Below are 18,614 nucleotides of genomic sequence, written 5' to 3'. Positions count from 1 at the left end.
CGCGCCGGGCGCGTGACCGGGGGTGTACAGGGCGGTCGGGGAAGTTGCGGTACAGGGTGGCGTTGCCGGAGCAGGTGTGCCAGGCTGCTGGCAAGAGAGAACGTTCTCTCTATTTCAACATCGCTGGAGAACCCATGACATCCACCGCTACCGCCGAGCCCATCGGCGCCACGCCCGCCTTGCGGCGGCTGTACGTCGTCCGCTTCGTCTTCGCCACTGCGTGGGCCGGCCTCCTGTGGGCTCACGGCTCTGAGCTCACCGTCGCGGCCAGGCTGCTGCTGTTCGTCTATCCCGCCTTCGACGTGGCCGCGGCCGTCGTCGACGCCAGGTCGGCGCGTGCCGCCGGGCCGGTCAAGGGTCTGTACGCCAACATGGCGGCCAGCGTGCTTGCCGCCGTCGCCATCGCGGTCGCCGGTGCCACGGGTGTCGCCGACGTGCTGCGCGTCTGGGGCGCGTGGGCGGTCGTCTCCGGCCTCATACAGCTCCTGGTGGGCGTGGCGCGCCGGCCGATGGGCGGCCAGTGGGCCATGATCCTCAGCGGCGGCATCTCCGTCCTCGCGGGCGCGAGCTTCATCCGAAGCGCCACACAGGACGCCCCCTCGCTGACCGCCCTCGCCGGCTATGCCACTCTCGGTGGCATCTTCTTCCTCGTCTCGGCGATCCGCCTGCCCCGCTCGGCCCCCAGGAACTGAGACCCTGATTCGGACGCTCTCTCCACCTGAGCGGTGGCCGGTCGTTGATATGGACGTGGCCCCGGGGCGGTGCTCGGGGTATGGATGCCGGACCCCGACGGGCCGCGGCACGGCTCCCGGCGCGGCTGCGCCCCGCCCGCCCGTCCCGTGCCGCCGACCGTGAGGAGGTTCTCGCGTCATGAGTCCCACTCCGCGGAACGGAACGACCGCCCGCCAGGACGGACCCGCGCCGGCGCGCGAGGAGTTCCAGGTGCCGGTGCCCGGCGGAAGGCTGGCCGTGTCGCGCTGGCCGGCCCACGATCCGGGCGTACCGGTGGTCCTGGCGCTGCACGGCATCACGGCCGACGGCCTGAGCTGGGCGCGCGTCGCCCACCACCTCGTCGGCCGGGTCACCCTGGTGGCGCCCGACCTGCGCGGCAGGGGCGGCAGCGGGGGACTACCCGGCCCGTACGGCAACGCCGCCCACGCCGATGACATGGCGGCCGTGGTGGACGCCCTGGGCGTGGGCCGGGTGGTGCTGACCGGTCACTCCACGGGCGCGTTCGCCGCGGCCCTGACCGCCGTACGCCACCCTCGTCATCGGCGACCAGGGCGCCCAGGTGGTGGCAGGGCACCTGCTGACCGCGGCCGGTGTGGAAGGAACCGGGGAAGCCGGGGGCACGGTGACCTGGGCGGCCGGAGCCTTTGCGAGCACACCATCGCGGGCGTCAGACGTCCGACAACAGCTTCAGGCGCAGGGCCAGTTGCAGTTCCAGCGTCTGTTCGGGGGTGTTCCAGCCGGGGCCGAGCAGCGCCTGGATCCGGTCCAGGCGCTGCACGACCGTGTTCACGTGCACGTGCAGCGCCTCCTTGGCCCGGGTCAGGCTCCCGCCGCAGTCGAAGTAGGCCCGCAGGGTGCGGACCAGTTGGGTGCTGCGCTGGGCGTCGTAGTCCAGCAGCGGTCCCAACGTGGCGGTGACGAACCCGTCCACGTCGTGGAGGTCCCCCAACAGCACGCCCAGAAAGCCCAGTTCGGTGACGCTCGCGCCGTGGCCGCCGCGGCCGAGCGCATGCAGGGCCCGCAGGCAGCGCACGGCCTCGGCGTGTCCGTCGGCGATGGCCCGCGGCCCGGCGGCCGGCCCCGCCCCGGCCACGGTGACCGGTGCGCCGGTCAGCCGGCCGAGCTGCCCGGCCGCGCTGCGGGCAGCCTCCCCCGGACCGGTGCCGTCGCACGGGAGCAGCAGAACCACGGCGCCTTCGTGCTCGGCGCTGACGCCGCCGCCCCCGAACAGGTACTGCACGGCCGTGTCCGCGAGCCGTTCGCGGGCCGCGTCGCCGGTGCGGGCGACGAGCAGCAGGTGGGGGCGGTCGAGGTCGAAGCCGAGGCGGCGGCCGCGGGTCACCAGGCCGGCCGGGTCGCGGTCGGGTGCGGTGAGCAGATCGGTGATCAGCTCGCCGCGTACCCGGTTCTCGGTCTCCGCGACCGAACGTCGCAACAGGAGCAGCAGCGAGGTCACGACGCTGCTGCGTTCGAACAGACGCCGGTCGGGGCCGTCGAGATCCGGCCGCCCGAACAGCACCAGGCAGCCCAGCAGTTCCTGCCCGGCCAGCACCGCGCACACCCACCGCCCGTCACGGAAGACCGCATGGGCGGCCGCGCGTGAGCTCTCCGCCGCGGCGACCAGCGCCGCCGCCTCCTCCTCCGTGCCGCCGGCGCCCTCCGGCTCCCCGGCGAACGCGCCACCGTGCACGGCGACCGAGGTGAGCGGCCATCCGGAGCCGTCGTGGACCACGACGTCCCCCTTCAGCAGACCGGCCACGGCGGCGGCCACGTCCGGGAGTTCGCCGCCGCGCAGCACCAGATCGGTGAGCCGGTCATGAGATTCCTCGGCACGCTGCATCGCCACGGAGTGCTCACGGATCACGGCGTTGGCCTCGGCGAGTTCGGCCACCGCGACCCGCGCGTCGGCCATCGACTTGGCGGTGTCGATGGCGATGGCGGCATGGTCGGCCAGTGAGCACAGCAGGGCGACCTCGTCCGGCGCGAACGTACGGGGCGTGCGGTCCGCGGCGAACAGCGCGCCGATGACCTGGCCGCCGCTTCCCGACCCCAGCAGCAGCGGCACGCCGAGAATCGCCACCAGGCCCTCGTCCAGGACCCCTGCATCGATGCTGCCGGTGTGCAGGAAGCGGTCGTCGGTGCGGTAGTCGGGGGAGGCGTAGGGGCGCGCGGTCTGCGCGACCAGACCGCCGAGGCCCTCCCCGAGCTCAAGGCGCAGGTTCTGGAACAGTTCCGACACCGAGCCGTCGGTGACGCGCATGTAAGTGTCGCCGGCCTCCTCGTCGGACAGTGTGAGGTACGCCGTGTCGGTGCCCAGGAGCATCCGGGCGCGTCGGACGATGGAGCGCAGCACGGCGTCGAGGTCGCGCAGGGCCGCGAGGTCACCGGCGGTGTCGAAGAGTGCGGTCAGCTCTGCCTCCCGGCGCCGGTGCTGCCGCAGCGTGGTCTGCACGCGCAGTGCCGCCTCGGTGGCCCGCTCGACCTCCGCGAGATCCTCGGCCGCTGCCCCGCTGTCGCGGGCCTCGACGGCGACGGCACCGAGCTCCTCGGCAGGAGCTCCCGCGGCGAGGAGTTCGAGCAGTCGGCGCAGATGACGGGCGACGGACGTGGGTTCATGCGGCATGGGCGGGCAACCGTTGCGTTGTGGGTGAGCGGGGAGGGATCAGAGTATGGGCGAGAAGGGAAAGCCGTGTCGTGACCGTGCCAGGAGTGGTCGGCCGGGCAGCGCCGGCGGGTGTCAGGCGGACGCGGCCGTCTTCCGGTCCGCCGCGGCCCGCGAAGCGGAGTCCTCCGGCTCGATCGCGGCCAGGTCCCTGCCCCGGGTCTCACGGGAGGCGACGACGGCCGTCACGGTGATCATGGCGGCCAGCCCGACGTACACCGAGATGGGAGTGGAGTCGCCGTAGGAGCCGAGCAGCGCTGTCGCGATCAGCGGGGCCGGGGCGCCGGCCGCCACCGAGGACAGCTGGGCTCCGACGGAGGCGCCGGTGTAGCGCATCCGGGTGGCGAACAGCTCGGAGAAGAACGCCGCCTGGGGCGCGTACATGGCGCTGTGGAAGACGAGCCCGACGGTGACGGCCAGGACCAGCGCGGGGAACGACCTGGTGTCGAGCAGGGCGAAGAAGGCCCACGACCACAGGCCCACGCCGACCGCACCCACGAGGTACACGGGCCTGCGCCCGACCCGGTCGGAGAGCGCGCCGAACAACGGGATGAGGCAGAACTGCACCGCCGAGCCGATCAGCACCGCGTTCAGCGACGTCTGCTTGTCGATGCCCAGGTGGTCGACGCAGTAGGTGAGGACGAACGCGGTGATGACGTAGTACGAGATGTTCTCGGCCATGCGGGCGCCCATCGCGATCAGGATGTCCCGCCAGTGGTCGCGTACGACCGCGACGAACGGCAACTGCTCGGCCCGCTGTTCCGCCTTGCGCCGCTCGGCCTTGGCCAGCGCCTCCTTGAACAACGGGGACTCGTCGACGGACAGCCGGATCCACAGACCGATCATGACCAGTACGGCGGAGAGCAGGAACGGCACCCGCCAACCCCACGAGTCGAACGCGTCGTCGCTGAGCACGGTGGTCATCAGGGAGAGCACTCCGACGGCGACCAGGTTGCCGGCCGGTGCGCCGCCCTGCGGCCAGGACGCCCAGAATCCGCGCCGCTTCGCATCGCCGTGTTCGGACACCAGCAGCACCGCGCCGCCCCACTCGCCGCCCAGGGCGAAGCCCTGGATGAGACGCAGGGTGGTCAGCAGCACGGGAGCGGCGACCCCGATCGTGTCGTATCCGGGGACGCAGCCGATCAGGGCGGTCGACAGCCCCATCATCAGCAGGCTGATCACCAGCAGCTTCTTACGGCCGAGCCGGTCGCCGAAGTGACCGAAGACCACGGCGCCGATCGGGCGTGCGGCGAAACCGATGGCGTAGGTGAGGAAGGCCAGCAGGGTGCCGGTCAGCGGGTCCGACTCCGGGAAGAAGACACGGCCGAAGACCAGGGCGGCGGCCGAGCCGTAGAGGAAGTAGTCGTACCACTCGATGGTCGTGCCGATCAGGCTGGCAGCGACGATCTTGCGCAGTCCGTTCGGGCTTCTGGAGGTACCTGGGTCGTTCACGGCGTTGTGAGCGCTGGGCATGGTTGTCACCGTTTTTCGGAGGAGTCGGTTCGGTTGCGGTGCGCCGGGCAGGGCGACGCACGGGCGAACGGGGCTTCAGTGGGCCGTCCAGCCGCCGTCCAGGGGAATCGAGGTGCCGGTGAGGCAGCCGCTGCGTTCGGCGCACAGCCACAGCGCGGCCTCGGCGACCTCGGCCGGCTCGATCAGCCGCTTGATCGCGGTGCGTGCCAGGAACACCCGGTCCATCACCTCCACCGCGGGGATGCCGTGGGCGAGCGCCTGGTGGGCGACCTGCTCCTCGACCAGCGGTGTGCGGACGTAGCCGGGGTTGATGCAATTGCTGGTCACACCGTGGGCGGCGCCCTCCAGGGCGACCACCTTGCTCAGGCCCTCCAGCGCGTGCTTCGCCGTCACGTACGCGGACTTGTAGGCGCTGGCCCGAAGACCGTGCACCGAGGAGATGTTGACGACCCTGCCCCAGCCCTGCGCGTACATGTGGGGCAGCGTGCGGCGCAGGATGCGGAACGGAGCTTCCACCATGACCCGCTGGATCAGTGAGAAGAGCTCCGGGGGGAACTCGTGTACGGGGGCGACGTGTTGCAGACCCGCGTTGTTGACCAGGATGTCGGCGTCGTCCGGCAGCGCGTCCACGGCCTCCGCCTGGGAGAGGTCGCTCACGACGGCGACACCGTCGATCGCCGCGGCCACCTCCTTGGCGGCCTCGGCGGCCCGGTCCACCACGTAGACCTCGGCGCCGGCCGCGGCGAAGACCTCGGCACAGGCCCGGCCGATCCCGCTGGCCGCACCGGTGACCAGGACCTTGCGGCCGGCGAGAAACCGGCTCGAGGCCGGACCCGGCCCGGTACCGGGGCCAGGGGCGGGGCCGGGATGCTGGGGCGAGCCCTCGTGGGGGCCCTTGGTGCTGTCCATGGCCGAACACGGTAGGGAGGACCCACGTGGTGAAACATGTGGGTCGTCCACACATTTTCGGCCGCCGGGACGGTCGCCACCACCATGTGTCACAGCGGCATCGCCGACGCCATGGGTGCGCGTGCCATGCCCGGATCCGCAGTCCTGGGTCCCCCTCACATGTCGTCGGCCGGCACCCGTGCCCGTTCTCCCCTCCCCTCTGCTCTCCATCCGACGGAGTCGCACATGCATCACCGCTCCATCTGGCGCAGGTTCTCCCGGCGCACCGCACGGGCGGCCGCGGGCACCCTCCAGCAGGTCACCGGCTTCGGCTCGAACCCCGGCAACCTGGCCATGTACGAGTACGCCCCCTCCGACCTGCCCGCCGACGCGGCGCGTGGGGTTTCGCCGTGCTCTACCCGCAGACCAGTACGGCCAACAACAGCCTGTCCTTCCAGCTGGTTCGACTCGGCCGAGGACACCCGGGGCAAGGGCGAGGCGGCCTCGGTCATGCAGAGGTCGACTCTGCCGGCGCCGTCGGCACAACGTCCGCGTCGGTCACAGCGACCACGACAGGCTCCGCACCCAAGTGCCACACCCACAACAACTACAACCAGGTCACGGCCGGACCCGCCCACCAGAGCGGCGGCTGCACCTACGCAGGAGACCTCCGCGGGCTACTGCGTCATCGCCGGCTCCGGCTGCTGAACAGCCAGGAGACCCCCTGACTCCTCGGACAGCGGGCAGTCCGCCGGCCTCCCGCACCGGGGCCGTTAGGCCCTGTGGAGGGGACGGACAGCACCTGCCCGGCGGGGCCTGTCCCGTCCGACGCTGAAGGCGAGCCGAGGAGGGCTACGTCATGGTCCGTTACGTGTACGACTTCCACGAGGGTCGCCGTGACATGGCGGACCTGCTGGGCGGCAAGGGCGCGAACCTGGCCGAGATGACCCGGCTCGGCCTGCCGGTTCCGCCGGGATTCACCGTCACCACGGACGCCTGCCGAGCTTTCCTCGCCTCCGGTGAGGAACCGGAGGGCATGGCGGCCGAGGTCTCCCGGCACCTGGCCGCGCTGGAGGACTCCGCCGGGCGGCGGCTCGGACGACCGGACGACCCGCTGCTGGTGTCCGTCCGGTCCGGGGCCCGTTTCTCCATGCCCGGCATGATGGAGACCGTCCTGGACATCGGCCTCAACGACGACTCCGTCCTCGGCCTCGCCAAGGTTTCCGGCAGCGACCGCTTCGCCTGGGACTCCTACCGCCGCCTCGTCCAGATGTTCGGCAGCACGGTCATGGGCGTCGACGCCGCCCGGTTCGACGAGGCCATGGGCCGTTTGAAGGCGGCCCGCGACACCCCCGACGACCTGCACCTGGACGCGAACGGCCTGGCCGTCCTGGTGGAGACGTACAAGCAGCTGATCCTCGACGACACCGGCCGGGCGTTTCCCACGTCCCCTTCCGAGCAACTGCGCCTCGCCGTCCTCGCCGTGTTCCGGTCCTGGAACGGCGAGCGCGCCCGGCTCTACCGCCGTCGCGAGCACATCCCCGACGATCTCGGGACGGCGGTCACCGTGCAGCGCATGGTGTACGGCAACCTGGGCGCCGACTCGGGCAGCGGCGTCGCCTTCACCCGCGACCCGGCCACCGGCCGGCCCGGGCTCTACGGCGACTACCTGGCCGACGCACAGGGCGAGGACGTCGTCGCGGGCATCCGCAACACGGTGCCGCTCTCCGAACTGGCGCGGCTGGACCCGGTCTCGTACCGGCGGCTGCGCGACAACGCGGGAGTTCTGGAACGGCACTACCGCGACCTGTGCGACATCGAGTTCACCATCGAGCGCGGCACACTGTGGATGCTCCAGACCCGGGTCGGCAAGCGCACCGCCGAGGCCGCCTTCGCCATAGCCGCCGAGTTGGTGGAGGAAGGACAGATCACGCCGGAGGAGGCACTTACCCGGGTCAGCGGGGACGGCCTGGCCCGCCTGATGTTCCCCCGATTCGACACCGGCGCGCTCGGCAGGACTCTCGCCCACGGTCTTCCGGCCTCTCCGGGCGCCGCGGTCGGCGCGGCGGTGTTCGACTCCGCCGAGGCGGTACGGCGCGCCGCCGCCGGCGAGAAGGTCGTCCTCGTCCGCCAGGAGACCACCCCCGACGACCTGCCCGGCATGGTCGCCGCCGAGGCCGTGCTGACGAGCCGGGGCGGCAAGACCAGCCACGCGGCCGTCGTCGCCCGGGGGATGGGCACGGTGTGCGTCTGCGGTGCTGAGGAGATCACGGTGGACACCGCGGCCCGGCACTTCACCACCCACGACGGAACCCTCGTCGAGGAGGGCACGGTCATCTCGGTGGACGGCTCCACGGGAGCCGTGTACGCCGGCGCGGTCCCGCTGGTCGCCTCCGCGGTGATGCGGTACCTGGAGACCGGCGAGCAGTCCGGCGGCCTGGTGACCGCCGTGGCACGCGCCCTCGCACAGGCCGACGCAGTGCGGCGGTTGGAGGTGCGGGCCAATGCCGACACCCCCGAGGACGCCCGGCGTGCCCGACGGTTCGGCGCGCAGGGCATCGGGCTGTGCCGGACCGAGCACATGTTTCTCGGCGAGCGCCGCGAACTCATCGAGGAGATGATCCTGGCCGGTGACGAAACCGAGCGCGAGCGTGCGCTGGCGGCCCTGCTGCCGCTCCAACGGCAGGACTTCATCGGCATCCTCGACGCGATGGACGGCCTGCCCGTCACGATCCGGCTGCTGGACCCGCCGCTGCACGAGTTCCTGCCCGACCGCACCCGGCTCGCCGTACGCGTCGCCGCCGCCGAGGCCCGCGGCGAGCAGCCGGATGCGCACGAGGCCGAACTGCTCGCCGCGGTGAACCGCATGCACGAGGAGAACCCGATGCTCGGCCTGCGCGGTGTCCGCCTTGGTCTGGTCGTTCCCGGTCTCGTGGCCATGCAGGTGCGGGCGATCGCCGAAGCGGTCGTGGCACGCACCAGGGCCGGGGGATCGCCCATGGCGGAGATCATGGTGCCGCTCGTCGGCGCCGTCGAGGAACTGCGCATCGAGCGGGAGGAAGTGGAGCGGGTCCTCGCCGAGGTCTCCCGTGAGTCGGGTCTGCCCGTACGGTGCCCGGTCGGTACCATGATCGAGCTGCCCCGCGCCGCGCTCACCGCCGGCCGGATCGCCGAGGAGGCCGAGTTCTTCTCCTTCGGCACCAACGACCTCACCCAGACCACCTGGGGCTTCTCCCGCGACGACGTGGAGGCGGCCTTCTTCTCCGCCTACCTGGACAAGGGCGTCTTCGCCGCCTCGCCCTTCGAGACGATCGACCGGGACGGCGTGGGCCGGCTTGTCCGCATCGCCGTCGACGAGGGGCGAGCCGCACGTCCCGGCCTGACGATCGGCGTCTGCGGCGAACACGGCGGCAACCCCGCCTCCGTCCACTTCTTCCACACCGTCGGACTCGACTACGTCTCCTGCTCGCCGTTCCGGGTCCCCGTGGCCCGGCTGGAGGCAGGCCGGGCCGCACTGGACACGCAGACCTCCGGGACGAGATCGACGCGGGTGCGGTGAGCCGGGGCCTCGTCACCCGGCAGTTTGCGGATTCACCGTCCGTCCGCCGGGGCGAGCACTCGGCAGAGCCGAGCGGGCGAACGACCCGTCTGCCGGGACTTTCGCCGTGGAACAGTGGAGGGGTGCGTGAGCAGGCCCCGTGGGCGAAGGAGGACACGATGAGTCACCCCGTGCTGGCCGGCGTCGACGGGTCCGAGCCCAGCCTCGCCGCGGCCGAGTGGGCGGCGCGGGAAGCGGCGCTGCGGGGTGTCGCCCTGCGCCTCGTGCACGCCACGCCGCTCCTTCCGGGCGACACGGTTCCCCACCAGGCCGGGGAAACGCTGCGCCGCGTGGGTGAACGCATCGTCCAGGGGGCGATCGCCCACCTCGGTGCCCGCCACCCGGGTCTGCCCACGCACGGCTCGCAGAGCAGCGAAGCCCCGGCGGAGACTCTGCTGTCCGCGGCGCACGATGCCGGGTTGCTCGTGGTCGGGGCACGGGGCTCGGGCGGCTTCGACGGCCTGGCGGTCGGCTCGGTGGCCCTTCAGGTGGCGGCCGCGGCCGATCGACCCGTGGTCGTGGTGCCGGGATCTCGGCCCGGCGGCTTCGGCAACGGCGCCCGCCCGGCGGGCGCCGCCCCTCAGGTGGTGGTGGGTTTCGACGCGTGCCGCGCGGTCGACGAGGTGGTGGATTTCGCGTTCGTGGCGGCCCGGACGCGCGGAGCGATTCTCCGCGTGGTGCGGGCCTGGGCCTTTCCCGCCGAGTCGGTGTCACCCCGGACGCTGTTCGTGACCGAGGAGGACCGTGCCACCTGGGAGGACCAGGAGGTCCTGCGGCTGTCCGATGCGCTGCGGACCTGGCTGGAGAAGTATCCGGAGGTGACGGTCCGCGCCGATGTCGTGCTCCTCCATCCTGCGGAGGCGCTCGTGAACCTGTCACGGAGAGCCGGAGCCGCCCTGCTGGTCATGGGCCGGGGCGGCGTCGAGGGCCGGCTGGGGCCTGTCACGCACGCCGTACTGCACCACGCCGACTGCCCGGTGGCGGTCGTACCGCACGCGGCCTGACGCCTGACGGGGACCGGCCGGGGAACCCCGTCGGAGTCAGCCGAAGAACACCCCGAACTCGTCGTACAGCGTCGGGTCGACCGTCCTGGTCTTCGCCTCGGGGCCCGGGATCGGGACCCGTACGATCCGGGTGCCGCTGAGGGCGACCATGGTCCCGAAGGCGCCGTCCTTGACCGCGTCGACGGCGTGCAGTCCGAAGCGGGTGGCCAGCCACCGGTCGAAGGCACTGGGCGTGCCGCCGCGCTGGACGTGCCCGAGCACCGTCGTGCGGGCGTCCGTGCCGGTGCGCTGAGAGATCTCCCGGGCCAGCCAGTCGCCGATCCCGGACAGCCGCACATGGCCGTACTCGTCCAGCGACCGGTCCTTGAGGACCATCTGTCCCTCCTTGGGCACGGCCCCCTCGGCGGTGACGACGATCGGCGCGTAGTGGAACTCGAAGCGATGCCTCACCCACGCGCACACCTGGTCGATGTCGAACGGCCGTTCCGGTATGAGGATCACATTGGCACCACCCGCGACACCGGCGTGCAGCGCTATCCAGCCGGAGTGCCGTCCCATCACCTCCACCACCAGGGTGCGCATGTGCGACTCGGCGGTGGTGTGCAGGCGGTCGATGGCCTCGGTCGCGATGCCCACGGCGGTGTCGAAGCCGAAGGTGTAGTCGGTGCCGGGTACGTCGTTGTCGATCGTCTTGGGCACGCCGACGATCGGGATTCCCCGCCGGCCCAGCTCGGCGGCCACGCCGAGGGTGTCCTCACCGCCGATCGCGACGAGGGCGTCGATGCCGTGCGCGGCGAGCGTGTCCTGGATGCGGCGCACGCCGTCCTGGTGCTTGAACGGGTTGGTGCGGGAGGAGCCGAGGATGGTCCCGCCGCGCGGCAGGATACCCCGCACCTCGGGGACGCCCAGCGGCACCACGTTGCCCTTGAGCGCACCCAGCCATCCGTCCCGCAGGCCGGCGAACTCGAAGCCGTACTCCTGGGCGCCCTTGCGGACGACGCTGCGGATCACGGCGTTGAGCCCGGGACAGTCACCGCCGCCGGTCAGTACTCCTACCTTCATGATTCCCTCCCCACCTCCGTGCGCGGGCGAGGTTCTTCGTCGATCGTGAGATCCATTCTGAGCGACGGCGCTCTCGCCGGCGACTTGCTCCGGGGCCGGCCGCCGGGAGACGTCCGGCCAGCGCCCTGCGGCGGGCCGGTCGGGCCCCGAACGGACCGTGTGGCCCCTGATGCGGCCGGCGCCGAGGCGTCACGCTGATGTCGGAACCCTCGCACCGGGAGGTGGGCACCATGTCCCGCACCGTCACCGTCGGCCTCGACGACTCGCCAGAAGGCCGGGCAGCAGCCGAGTGGGCGGCTCGCGAAGCGCTGCTGCGAGGCCTGCCGCTGAAGATCGTGCATGCCCAGGAGCCGACGCCCAGGTACCTCGCCCGTACCCCGTTGCTGGACCTCGACGGTTACCAGCACTGGGCTCAACGGCTGACACAGGAGTCCGCGGACGGCATCCGGCTGCGTCATCCGGGCATCGAGGTGATCACCGAGCAGCTCACGGGAACCGTGGCCGACGTCCTGTGCGAGGCCGCGGGCTTCGCCGAACTGCTGGTCCTGGGCTCCCGGGCGCTCGGCAGGGCGCGGGGGTTCATGGTCGGCTCGGTGAGTCTGGGCGTCGTGGCCCGTGCGGAGCGTCCGGTGGTGCTGGTGCGCGCGCAGGAGCAGGCCGCCGACGAGCACACGATGGACCCGGCGGGCGTGCCGTCCGCCGCGGCGCCCTTCCGGCCGGTCGTGCTCGGCCTCGACATGGATCGTCCGGACGACACACTGCTGGAATTCGCCTTCGACGCAGCCGCTCGCCGGAAAGCTGATCTACGGGCCGTCCACGCCTGGCCCGAACCGCCCACATCCTTCCACCGCTTCCCCGGCGACGCCGAACTCCACGACACGCTCGAGCGCGGACAGGCCTCCCTTCTCAGCAAGGCACTGCGTCCCTGGCGGGAGAAGTTCCCGGACGTCAATGTGATCGAGGCGAGCCGATGCGGCAGCGCCGCGCAGATCCTCGTGAGCGACTCCCGTGACGCCTCCCTGGTCGTCGTCGGCCGACGCATCCGCACCGGCTCGTTCGGCGCCCACATCGGCCATGTCACGCACTGCGCCCTGCACCACATCGCCGCCCCTGTCGCGGTCGTCGCACACAGCTGAGCCGCCACGACCGGTTCCTGGTGACGCGGAAGCCGAGGGCACCGTCCGAGAGGCCGGCCCTGTCCGAGAGGCCGGCCCTGTCGGCCCGCGGCCGGTGTGCGCGGAGCGGTCAGATGTCGAAGGTGCCCCCGCGAAGAGCCCCGGCGGTCAGCGTCGAGGCCCCGCACCGGTGTTCAGCGTGCGACCGAGCGTATGCGCCTCACGCAGCAGGACCGCGCCCAGTTCAGGTCTGCGCTCGGCGCGGAACCGCGTCTCCACACCGGTCACGGTCAGCGCCCACAGGGGTTTCCCGGCGTGGTCGAACACCGCCGCCGCCATGCCCCAGCTGCCTTCCACGACGAGCCCGGGGTTCACGGCGTAGCCGTCGAGCCGGGTCTGTGCGATCCGCTCCCGCACCGCGTCCGCCGCGTGCGCCGGACCCCACCGGTCAACCAGGTCCCCGCCCGCCAGGTAGGCGTCGATCTCGGCGTCGTCAAGGAATGACAGCACCGCCAGGCCCGCGGACACGACCCCGAGCGGGAAGCGGGCGCCCTCGTAGAGCACGAACGAGCGGATCGGAAAATCTCCGTCCTCACGCAGCAGGCACACCGTCTCGTCACCCCGCCGGGCCGAGAAGAACGCGCTCTCTCCCGTCAACCTCGCGAGCCGGTGCACGCTCTCCCGTGCGTGTCGGGTGATGTCGTAGCGACTGCCGGCCACCCCGCCGAGCAGATACAGCTCGGGGCCGAGGAACCAATGACCACTGCGCCGGTCGCGGTCGACGAACCCCTCGTCCGCCAACGAGACCAGGAGCCGATGCACCGTCGGCCTCGGCAGGCTCGTAGCCCTCGCCAGTTCAGCGGTGCCCGCACCGGCCTCGTTGACCGTAGACAGCGCGCGCAGAAGCGCGCCCACCCTGCCGACGAGGTGGGCTCCCGGGGTGGTGTCCATACCCTCATCGTACGTTCGCTCAGTGGACGCTATGCACGGCCCCTGCTCACCCGGCAATCGGTTTCGCCCATTCGAAGCCGTTGTTCTTGCACGTCGAGGGGACACGAGCGTTGACTCGGATGCTCAGACAGTGAACGCCCCAGACGCGAGGTTGACGAGTTGAGCAAGCTGCGCACGACGGCGGAACAGGCCTTGGCGGGAGTGCTGACCGACGGGATGACGATCGCGGTCGGCGGGTTCGGTCTCTGCGGCGTTCCGTACGACCTCATCGAAGTCGTACGGGACAGCGGGGTCACCGGGCTGACGGTCGTGTCCAACAACATGGGGGTCGACGGCAAGGGCCTCGGTCTGCTGCTGGAGAACCGTCAGGTGACCAAGGTGATCGCGTCCTACGTCGGCGAGAACAAGCTGTTCGCCCAGCAGTACCTGGACAGGGTTCTCGACGTGGAGTTCTCCCCGCAGGGCACGCTCGCCGAACGCATGCGTGCCGGCGGAGCAGGCATAGCGGCCTTTTACACAAGGACCGGCGTGGGCACGCCGGTCGCCGAGGGCAAGCCGCACACCGAGTTCGACGGACACGTCCATGTCCAGGAGCGTGCGATCGTCGCCGACCTCGCACTCGTGCACGCCCACACCGCCGACCAGGCGGGAAACCTGACGTACCGCGCCGCCGCACGCAACTTCAACCCCCTCGTGGCCACCTGCGGCCGGGTGACGGTCGCCGAGGCCGAGCAACTCTCCGAGGAGTTCATCGACCCCGACTCGGTCACCACCCCCGGCATCTACGTGAGCCGTCTGGTGGTCGCGCACAAGCGGGCCAAGGAAATCGAACAGCGTACGGTCCGTCCCCGCGTGACCGTCGAAGCATAGGAGCGACGGATCGTGCCCCGGACACGCGACGAGATGGCCGCGCTCGCGGCCGCCGAACTCGACGACGGCGACTACGTGAATCTCGGCATCGGCATTCCCACCCTCGTGGCCAACCACATACGCGACGGCGTCCAGGTGACCCTGCAGAGCGAGAACGGCATCCTCGGTCTCGGCCCGTTCCCCTGGGAGGGCGAAGAGGACGCCGACGTCATCAACGCGGGCAAGCAGACGGTCACCGTCAACCCCGGCGCGAGCTTCTTCGACTCCGCGACGTCCTTCGGCATGATCCGCGGCGGCCACATCGACATCGCCATCCTGGGCGCCCTGCAGGTGAGCGCCCAGGGCGACCTGGCGAACTGGACCATACCCGGCGCTCTGGTGAAGGGCATGGGCGGCGCCATGGACCTCGTGGTCGGCGCCCGCCGCATCGTGGTGCTCACCGACCATGTCGCCAAGGACGGAAGCCCGAAGATCGTCGATGACTGCACGCTGCCACTGACCGCTGCCGGCGTGGTCGACCGCATCATCACCGACCTCGCCACCATCGATGTGAGTAGCGACGGCCTGCAACTGAGGGCACTTGCTCCCGGCGTCACCGAGGAGGAGGTCCGGGCGAAGACCGGTGCCTCGCTGCAACCGACGCCACGATGACTCGGCAGGCCGGTCGGTCGGAGGAGGACCGCCGGGGATCACGGGGCCGGTCAGATCTGGCTGGCGCCGCCGTCCACGTAGATTTCGGCGCCGGTCATGAAGCTGCTGGCGTCGGAGGCGAGGAACAGTACGGTCTCGGCGATCTCCTCGGGGCGTCCGAGCCGGTTCATCGGCACTCCGGCGGCGAGGTTCTTGAGGAGTTGCTCGGCGGATACGGGATCGCCGGCCAGTCCGCTGAGGCCGGGGGTCTCGATCGGGCCGGGGGCGATGCTGTTGACGCGGATGCCCTGGGCGGCGAGTTCGGCGGCCCAGCTGCGGGTGAGCGAGCGCAGGGCGGCCTTGCTGGCGGCGTACACGCCGAACGACGCGGCGCCCTTGATGTCGATGTTGGAGCTGGTGAGGATGATCGAGGCGCCGGGCCTGAGGAGGGGCAGCGCCTTCTGCACGGTGAACAGGGTGCCGCCGACGTTGGTGTTGAACGTCTCGGCGTAGTGTTCCCAGGTGACGTCGGGCAGCGCGGCGAATGCCCCGCCGCCTGCGTTGGCGAACACGATGTCGAGGTCGCCGGCTTCCGCGACGACGTCGAACAGCCGGTCCAGGTCGCCGAGGTCCGCGACGTCGGCGCGGACTGCGGTGGCCCGCTCGCCGATCGAGGCCGCCGCCTCGTCCAGGGCCTCCTGGCGGCGCCCGGTGAGGAAGACGTGCGCGCCCGCCGCGGCCAGTCGCCGGGCGGCGGCCAGGCCGATGCCCGAGGTGGCCCCGGTGACGAGGGCGGTCTTGCCGTCGAGCTGTCCCATGATTCTTCTCCTTGCGTGAACGTGCTTGTCGCTGGGGCGGATACCGGTCCGGCGGGCGTGCTCGCTGTGTTGTTCCACGGGGGCCACTCCATTTCCGTACCGTTCGATACCGAATAACGACGGTGCCCCACCCGCTATTCCGTACCGGCCGGTTAAGATTTGTGGACGTCTGAGAACAGGGGTGACGTCTGAGAACAGGGGTGAGGATGGCGGAACGAGGCAGACCCCGCGGTTTCGACGCGGACGCGGCACTCGACCGTGCGGTGGAGGTCTTCTGGCGTCAGGGCTACGAAGGCGCGTCCCTGAGCGATCTCACCGATGCCATGGGCATCAACCGGACCAGCATGTACGCGGCGTACGGCAACAAGGAGGAGCTGTTCCGCCGCGCCGTGGCCCGCTACGCCGAGGCGGACATGGCCTATGCCCGCGAGGCGCTCACCCGGCCCACCGCGTACGCCGTCATCGAGGCCTTCCTGCGGGCCAACGCCGACGCGCTCACCCGCGCCGACCGCCCGCCCGGATGCCTGTCCGTCCAGGGCGGCCTCGCCGAAGGCGGTGACAACGGCCATATCGCCACGTTCCTCGCCCACAGCCGCCTGGCCGGCGAGCAGGCACTCGCCGACCGGCTCACCCGAGCCGTGGCGGAGGGCGACCTGCCCCCGGGCACCGACCCGCTCTCACTGGCTCGCTACGTCATGGTGGTCAGCGAGGGCAACGCCGTCCACGCGGCCGCGGGCGCGGAGCGTGGGGCACTGCACGCCACCGTGGACATCGCGCTGCGCGCCGTCCCGGGTCATGGCGGCGGACGTCCCGCGCCTGGGTGACGCCGTCGTCATGACCGGACGGCGGGCTGCACGGCAATCGGCCGTCCGGACGAGGGGATGAGTTCAGGTTCACGGGCGGCCCGTACGGTCTGGCATGCATGGCGATGGACGCCGTAACGGGCCGCAGGTCCTCCTCGCCGGCTTCACCTTGGCGGGTTCGTGCACCCGCGCCGTCCCACGGGGACTGGGCGATCTCGTCGACGTGCTCCTCGACCCAGGTGCGCGACTGCGCCAGCGGTCGGGCCACGCTGCGGCCGAGGTCGGTGAGCGCGTACTCGACGTGCAGCGGGACAGCCGGGTACATCGTCCGGCCCACGAAACCCTTGTCCCCCAGGCGGCGCAGCCTCCATTGCGGGTTACTGCCTACAGCCAGCTACGTTGCTGAGGCGGTGGACGCCCGCGCGCCGCGACCTGAGGAGGAGACACAGACATGAGCCGGAACCCGCAGAACATGCCCGCCGTCGCCTATCGCAAGAGCCTGCCCGCCGGTGACGCGGAGAGCCTGCTGGACATGACGCTGCCGGTGCCGCAGCCAGGACCGCGCGACCTGCTGGTGCAGGTCGAGGCCATCGCGGTCAACCCGGTGGACTACAAGGTCCGACAGGGCAACGATCCAGGCGGTGAGCCGAAGGTCCTCGGCTGGGACGCCGCCGGCACGGTCGTCGCCGTCGGCGACGAGGTGACGTCGTTCAAGGTGGGCGACGAGGTCTTCTACGCCGGGGCCATCGACCGGCCTGGCGCCAACTCCCGCTTCCACACCGTGGACGAGCGCATCGTCGGTCGCAAGCCCTCCGTCCTGTCCTTCGCCGAGGCGGCGGCGCTGCCGCTGACCTCACTGACCGCCTGGGAAGGCCTGTTCGAGCACCTCGGGCTGCACAGCGGCGCCCTCAGGCAGACCGGGACCCTGCTGGTGACCGCGGCCGCGGGCGGTGTCGGCGCGATGGTGTCCCAGCTGGCCCGCGCGCTGACCAGCCTCACGGTGATCGGCACCGCGTCCCGACCGGAGACCTCCGAGTTCGCCCGCCGCATGGGCGCGTCCCACATCGTCGACCACCGCAAGCCGCTCGCGCCACAGGTCGCCGACGTGGCGCCCGGGGGAGTGGACTTCGTCTTCAGCACCGCCGGCACCGAACGGAACCTGGCCGCCTACGCGGAGGTCCTCAAGCCCTTCGGGCAGGTCGTGGCCATCGACGACTTCGGATCCGTCGAGATCGGGCTGCTGAAGTCCAAGAGCATCTCCTTCCACTGGGAGTTCATGTTCACCCGGTCACTGCACCGGACGGCCGACCAGGCAGAACAGGGCCGCATCCTGAACCAGATCTCCCGTCTGGTGGACGCCGGCATCCTCACCACCACGGCCACCACCGATCTCGGCACCATCGACGCCGAGCACCTGCGGGAAGCCCACCGCATCCTGGAGTCCGGCCGGGCCATCGGCAAGATCACGCTGAGCGGTTTCTGACCCTCTCGCCGTCCGCTTCCCCGGTCGGGGAGCGCGCCGGATCCACCGTGACACCGCCGACGCGAACGAGGGTGCCCCGGGTGGTGGTCGGGCGGGGCCGGGGCACCTGCGCTACGGCGCCGCGGACCGGCGGCAAGAGCTGCGGACACGGCGGCTGCCTGGCGTGCCCCCGCCAGGCACGACATCGACCGTGCGGCGCCGACACCGGATTATTGATCCGATGTTTTCGTCTCTTGGCATTGACGTCTCAAGGCCGCGCTTCTACTTTTCCTGCATGTTTACAACCAGACACCCGGTGCGCTTCGTGCAACCCGCTCATGCGTTCCGCTTATTCATCGGGCCTTACAGGATCGTCGCGGCCTTCCTGTGCACGCTCCTGGCCGTCGGGGTGCTCACCCTGCCCGCACGCGCGGCGAGTGCGGTCACCTACTTCGTCTCGCCCAGTGGCAGCGACAGCAACCCGGGGACCAGCGCCGCTGCTCCCTTCCGCACGCTGACCAAGGCGCAGACGGCGGTCCGGGCGAT

General features: G+C 71.3%; 15 protein-coding genes and 3 pseudogenes. 10 read left to right on the top strand and 8 right to left on the bottom strand.

Features of this window, described 5'->3' with window-relative positions; all coding sequences use genetic code 11:
• Positions 1-134: 134 nt before the first annotated feature.
• Positions 135-692, top strand: a complete 558-nt coding sequence (locus ABZ646_RS19485) for a hypothetical protein (RefSeq protein WP_360520117.1) — start codon at positions 135-137, stop codon at positions 690-692.
• Between the two features lie 178 nt (positions 693-870).
• Positions 871-1,266: pseudogene (locus tag ABZ646_RS19480) on the top strand (alpha/beta fold hydrolase); the annotation flags it as partial.
• Between the two features lie 133 nt (positions 1,267-1,399).
• On the opposite strand, the gene ABZ646_RS19475 reads toward ABZ646_RS19480, so the two are convergent.
• The 4 genes from ABZ646_RS19475 to ABZ646_RS19460 form a co-directional block, all read right to left on the bottom strand.
• Positions 1,400-3,355: a helix-turn-helix domain-containing protein gene (locus tag ABZ646_RS19475; protein ID WP_360520115.1), complete on the bottom strand. Its 1,956-nt coding sequence runs from the start codon at positions 3,353-3,355 to the stop codon at positions 1,400-1,402.
• A 114-nt stretch (positions 3,356-3,469) separates the two neighbouring features.
• The gene (locus tag ABZ646_RS19470) at positions 3,470-4,867 is read right to left on the bottom strand and encodes an MFS transporter (protein ID WP_360520113.1); all 1,398 of its coding nucleotides are present in this window, start codon (positions 4,865-4,867) and stop codon (positions 3,470-3,472) included.
• Between the two features lie 75 nt (positions 4,868-4,942).
• Entirely contained in the window at positions 4,943-5,776 is an 834-nt protein-coding gene (locus tag ABZ646_RS19465) for a 3-hydroxybutyrate dehydrogenase (protein WP_360520111.1), read from the bottom strand.
• A gap of 230 nt (positions 5,777-6,006) precedes the next feature.
• Positions 6,007-6,267: a hypothetical protein gene (locus ABZ646_RS19460; protein WP_360520109.1), complete on the bottom strand. Its 261-nt coding sequence runs from the start codon at positions 6,265-6,267 to the stop codon at positions 6,007-6,009.
• Between the two features lie 347 nt (positions 6,268-6,614).
• Here ABZ646_RS19460 and ppdK point away from each other — a divergent pair, with 347 nt between their 5' ends.
• Both ppdK and ABZ646_RS19450 read left to right on the top strand, forming a co-directional pair.
• A complete protein-coding gene (ppdK, locus tag ABZ646_RS19455; protein WP_360520107.1) occupies positions 6,615-9,314 on the top strand; it encodes a pyruvate, phosphate dikinase in 2,700 nt (899 codons plus the stop codon).
• A gap of 158 nt (positions 9,315-9,472) precedes the next feature.
• Entirely contained in the window at positions 9,473-10,357 is an 885-nt protein-coding gene (locus ABZ646_RS19450; RefSeq protein ID WP_360520105.1) for a universal stress protein, read from the top strand.
• A 36-nt stretch (positions 10,358-10,393) separates the two neighbouring features.
• On the opposite strand, the gene ABZ646_RS19445 is transcribed toward ABZ646_RS19450, so the two are convergent.
• Complete coding sequence (locus ABZ646_RS19445) at positions 10,394-11,419, bottom strand: 6-phosphofructokinase (protein WP_360520103.1); 1,026 nt, start codon at positions 11,417-11,419, stop codon at positions 10,394-10,396.
• 230 nt (positions 11,420-11,649) lie between these two features.
• Between ABZ646_RS19445 and ABZ646_RS19440 the strand changes: the two genes are divergently transcribed.
• On the top strand, positions 11,650-12,555 hold the full coding sequence (locus tag ABZ646_RS19440; protein ID WP_360520101.1) for a universal stress protein: 906 nt from the start codon (positions 11,650-11,652) through the stop codon (positions 12,553-12,555).
• 147 nt (positions 12,556-12,702) lie between these two features.
• Here ABZ646_RS19440 and ABZ646_RS19435 read toward each other — a convergent pair whose 3' ends face one another.
• Positions 12,703-13,485 carry an IclR family transcriptional regulator gene (locus tag ABZ646_RS19435; RefSeq protein ID WP_360520099.1) on the bottom strand — a complete coding sequence of 261 codons (783 nt, stop codon included), beginning with the start codon at positions 13,483-13,485 and terminating at the stop codon, positions 12,703-12,705.
• Between the two features lie 159 nt (positions 13,486-13,644).
• On the opposite strand from ABZ646_RS19435, the gene ABZ646_RS19430 reads away from it, so the two are divergent.
• Entirely contained in the window at positions 13,645-14,355 is a 711-nt protein-coding gene (locus ABZ646_RS19430; protein WP_360520097.1) for a CoA transferase subunit A, read from the top strand.
• Positions 14,356-14,367: 12 nt separating this feature from the next.
• Positions 14,368-15,006: a 3-oxoacid CoA-transferase subunit B gene (locus ABZ646_RS19425; protein WP_360520095.1), complete on the top strand. Its 639-nt coding sequence runs from the start codon at positions 14,368-14,370 to the stop codon at positions 15,004-15,006.
• A gap of 50 nt (positions 15,007-15,056) precedes the next feature.
• On the opposite strand, the gene ABZ646_RS19420 is transcribed toward ABZ646_RS19425, so the two are convergent.
• Entirely contained in the window at positions 15,057-15,803 is a 747-nt protein-coding gene (locus tag ABZ646_RS19420; RefSeq protein ID WP_360520093.1) for an SDR family oxidoreductase, read from the bottom strand.
• 206 nt (positions 15,804-16,009) lie between these two features.
• Between ABZ646_RS19420 and ABZ646_RS19415 the strand changes: the two genes are divergently transcribed.
• Positions 16,010-16,627 carry a TetR/AcrR family transcriptional regulator gene (locus tag ABZ646_RS19415; RefSeq protein ID WP_360520091.1) on the top strand — a complete coding sequence of 206 codons (618 nt, stop codon included), beginning with the start codon at positions 16,010-16,012 and terminating at the stop codon, positions 16,625-16,627.
• A 205-nt stretch (positions 16,628-16,832) separates the two neighbouring features.
• Here the strand turns inward: ABZ646_RS19415 and ABZ646_RS19410 are convergent.
• Positions 16,833-16,961: pseudogene (locus ABZ646_RS19410) on the bottom strand (winged helix-turn-helix transcriptional regulator); the annotation flags it as partial.
• A gap of 96 nt (positions 16,962-17,057) precedes the next feature.
• Between ABZ646_RS19410 and ABZ646_RS19405 the strand changes: the two are divergent.
• Entirely contained in the window at positions 17,058-18,089 is a 1,032-nt protein-coding gene (locus tag ABZ646_RS19405) for a zinc-binding alcohol dehydrogenase family protein (protein ID WP_360520089.1), read from the top strand.
• Between the two features lie 274 nt (positions 18,090-18,363).
• Positions 18,364-18,614, top strand: a pseudogene (locus ABZ646_RS19400) (hypothetical protein); the annotation flags it as partial.

The sequence above is a fragment of the Streptomyces sp. NPDC007162 genome (assembly GCF_040634175.1).
In the GTDB taxonomy this organism is placed as follows: domain Bacteria; phylum Actinomycetota; class Actinomycetes; order Streptomycetales; family Streptomycetaceae; genus Streptomyces.
This window is presented reverse-complemented; position numbering and strand designations above follow the sequence as displayed.

Coding starts and splice junctions, on each gene's coding strand:
- ABZ646_RS19445 (WP_360520103.1), bottom strand. CDS start 11,419: ATGAAGGTAGGAGTACTGACCGGCGGCGGTGACTGTCCCGGGCTCAAC.
- ABZ646_RS19450 (WP_360520105.1), top strand. CDS start 9,473: ATGAGTCACCCCGTGCTGGCCGGCGTCGACGGGTCCGAGCCCAGCCTC.
- ABZ646_RS19465 (WP_360520111.1), bottom strand. CDS start 5,776: ATGGACAGCACCAAGGGCCCCCACGAGGGCTCGCCCCAGCATCCCGGC.
- ppdK (WP_360520107.1), top strand. CDS start 6,615: ATGGTCCGTTACGTGTACGACTTCCACGAGGGTCGCCGTGACATGGCG.
- ABZ646_RS19435 (WP_360520099.1), bottom strand. CDS start 13,485: ATGGACACCACCCCGGGAGCCCACCTCGTCGGCAGGGTGGGCGCGCTT.
- ABZ646_RS19460 (WP_360520109.1), bottom strand. CDS start 6,267: ATGACCGAGGCCGCCTCGCCCTTGCCCCGGGTGTCCTCGGCCGAGTCG.
- ABZ646_RS19475 (WP_360520115.1), bottom strand. CDS start 3,355: ATGCCGCATGAACCCACGTCCGTCGCCCGTCATCTGCGCCGACTGCTC.
- ABZ646_RS19485 (WP_360520117.1), top strand. CDS start 135: ATGACATCCACCGCTACCGCCGAGCCCATCGGCGCCACGCCCGCCTTG.
- ABZ646_RS19405 (WP_360520089.1), top strand. CDS start 17,058: ATGAGCCGGAACCCGCAGAACATGCCCGCCGTCGCCTATCGCAAGAGC.
- ABZ646_RS19440 (WP_360520101.1), top strand. CDS start 11,650: ATGTCCCGCACCGTCACCGTCGGCCTCGACGACTCGCCAGAAGGCCGG.
- ABZ646_RS19420 (WP_360520093.1), bottom strand. CDS start 15,803: ATGGGACAGCTCGACGGCAAGACCGCCCTCGTCACCGGGGCCACCTCG.
- ABZ646_RS19415 (WP_360520091.1), top strand. CDS start 16,010: ATGGCGGAACGAGGCAGACCCCGCGGTTTCGACGCGGACGCGGCACTC.
- ABZ646_RS19470 (WP_360520113.1), bottom strand. CDS start 4,867: ATGCCCAGCGCTCACAACGCCGTGAACGACCCAGGTACCTCCAGAAGC.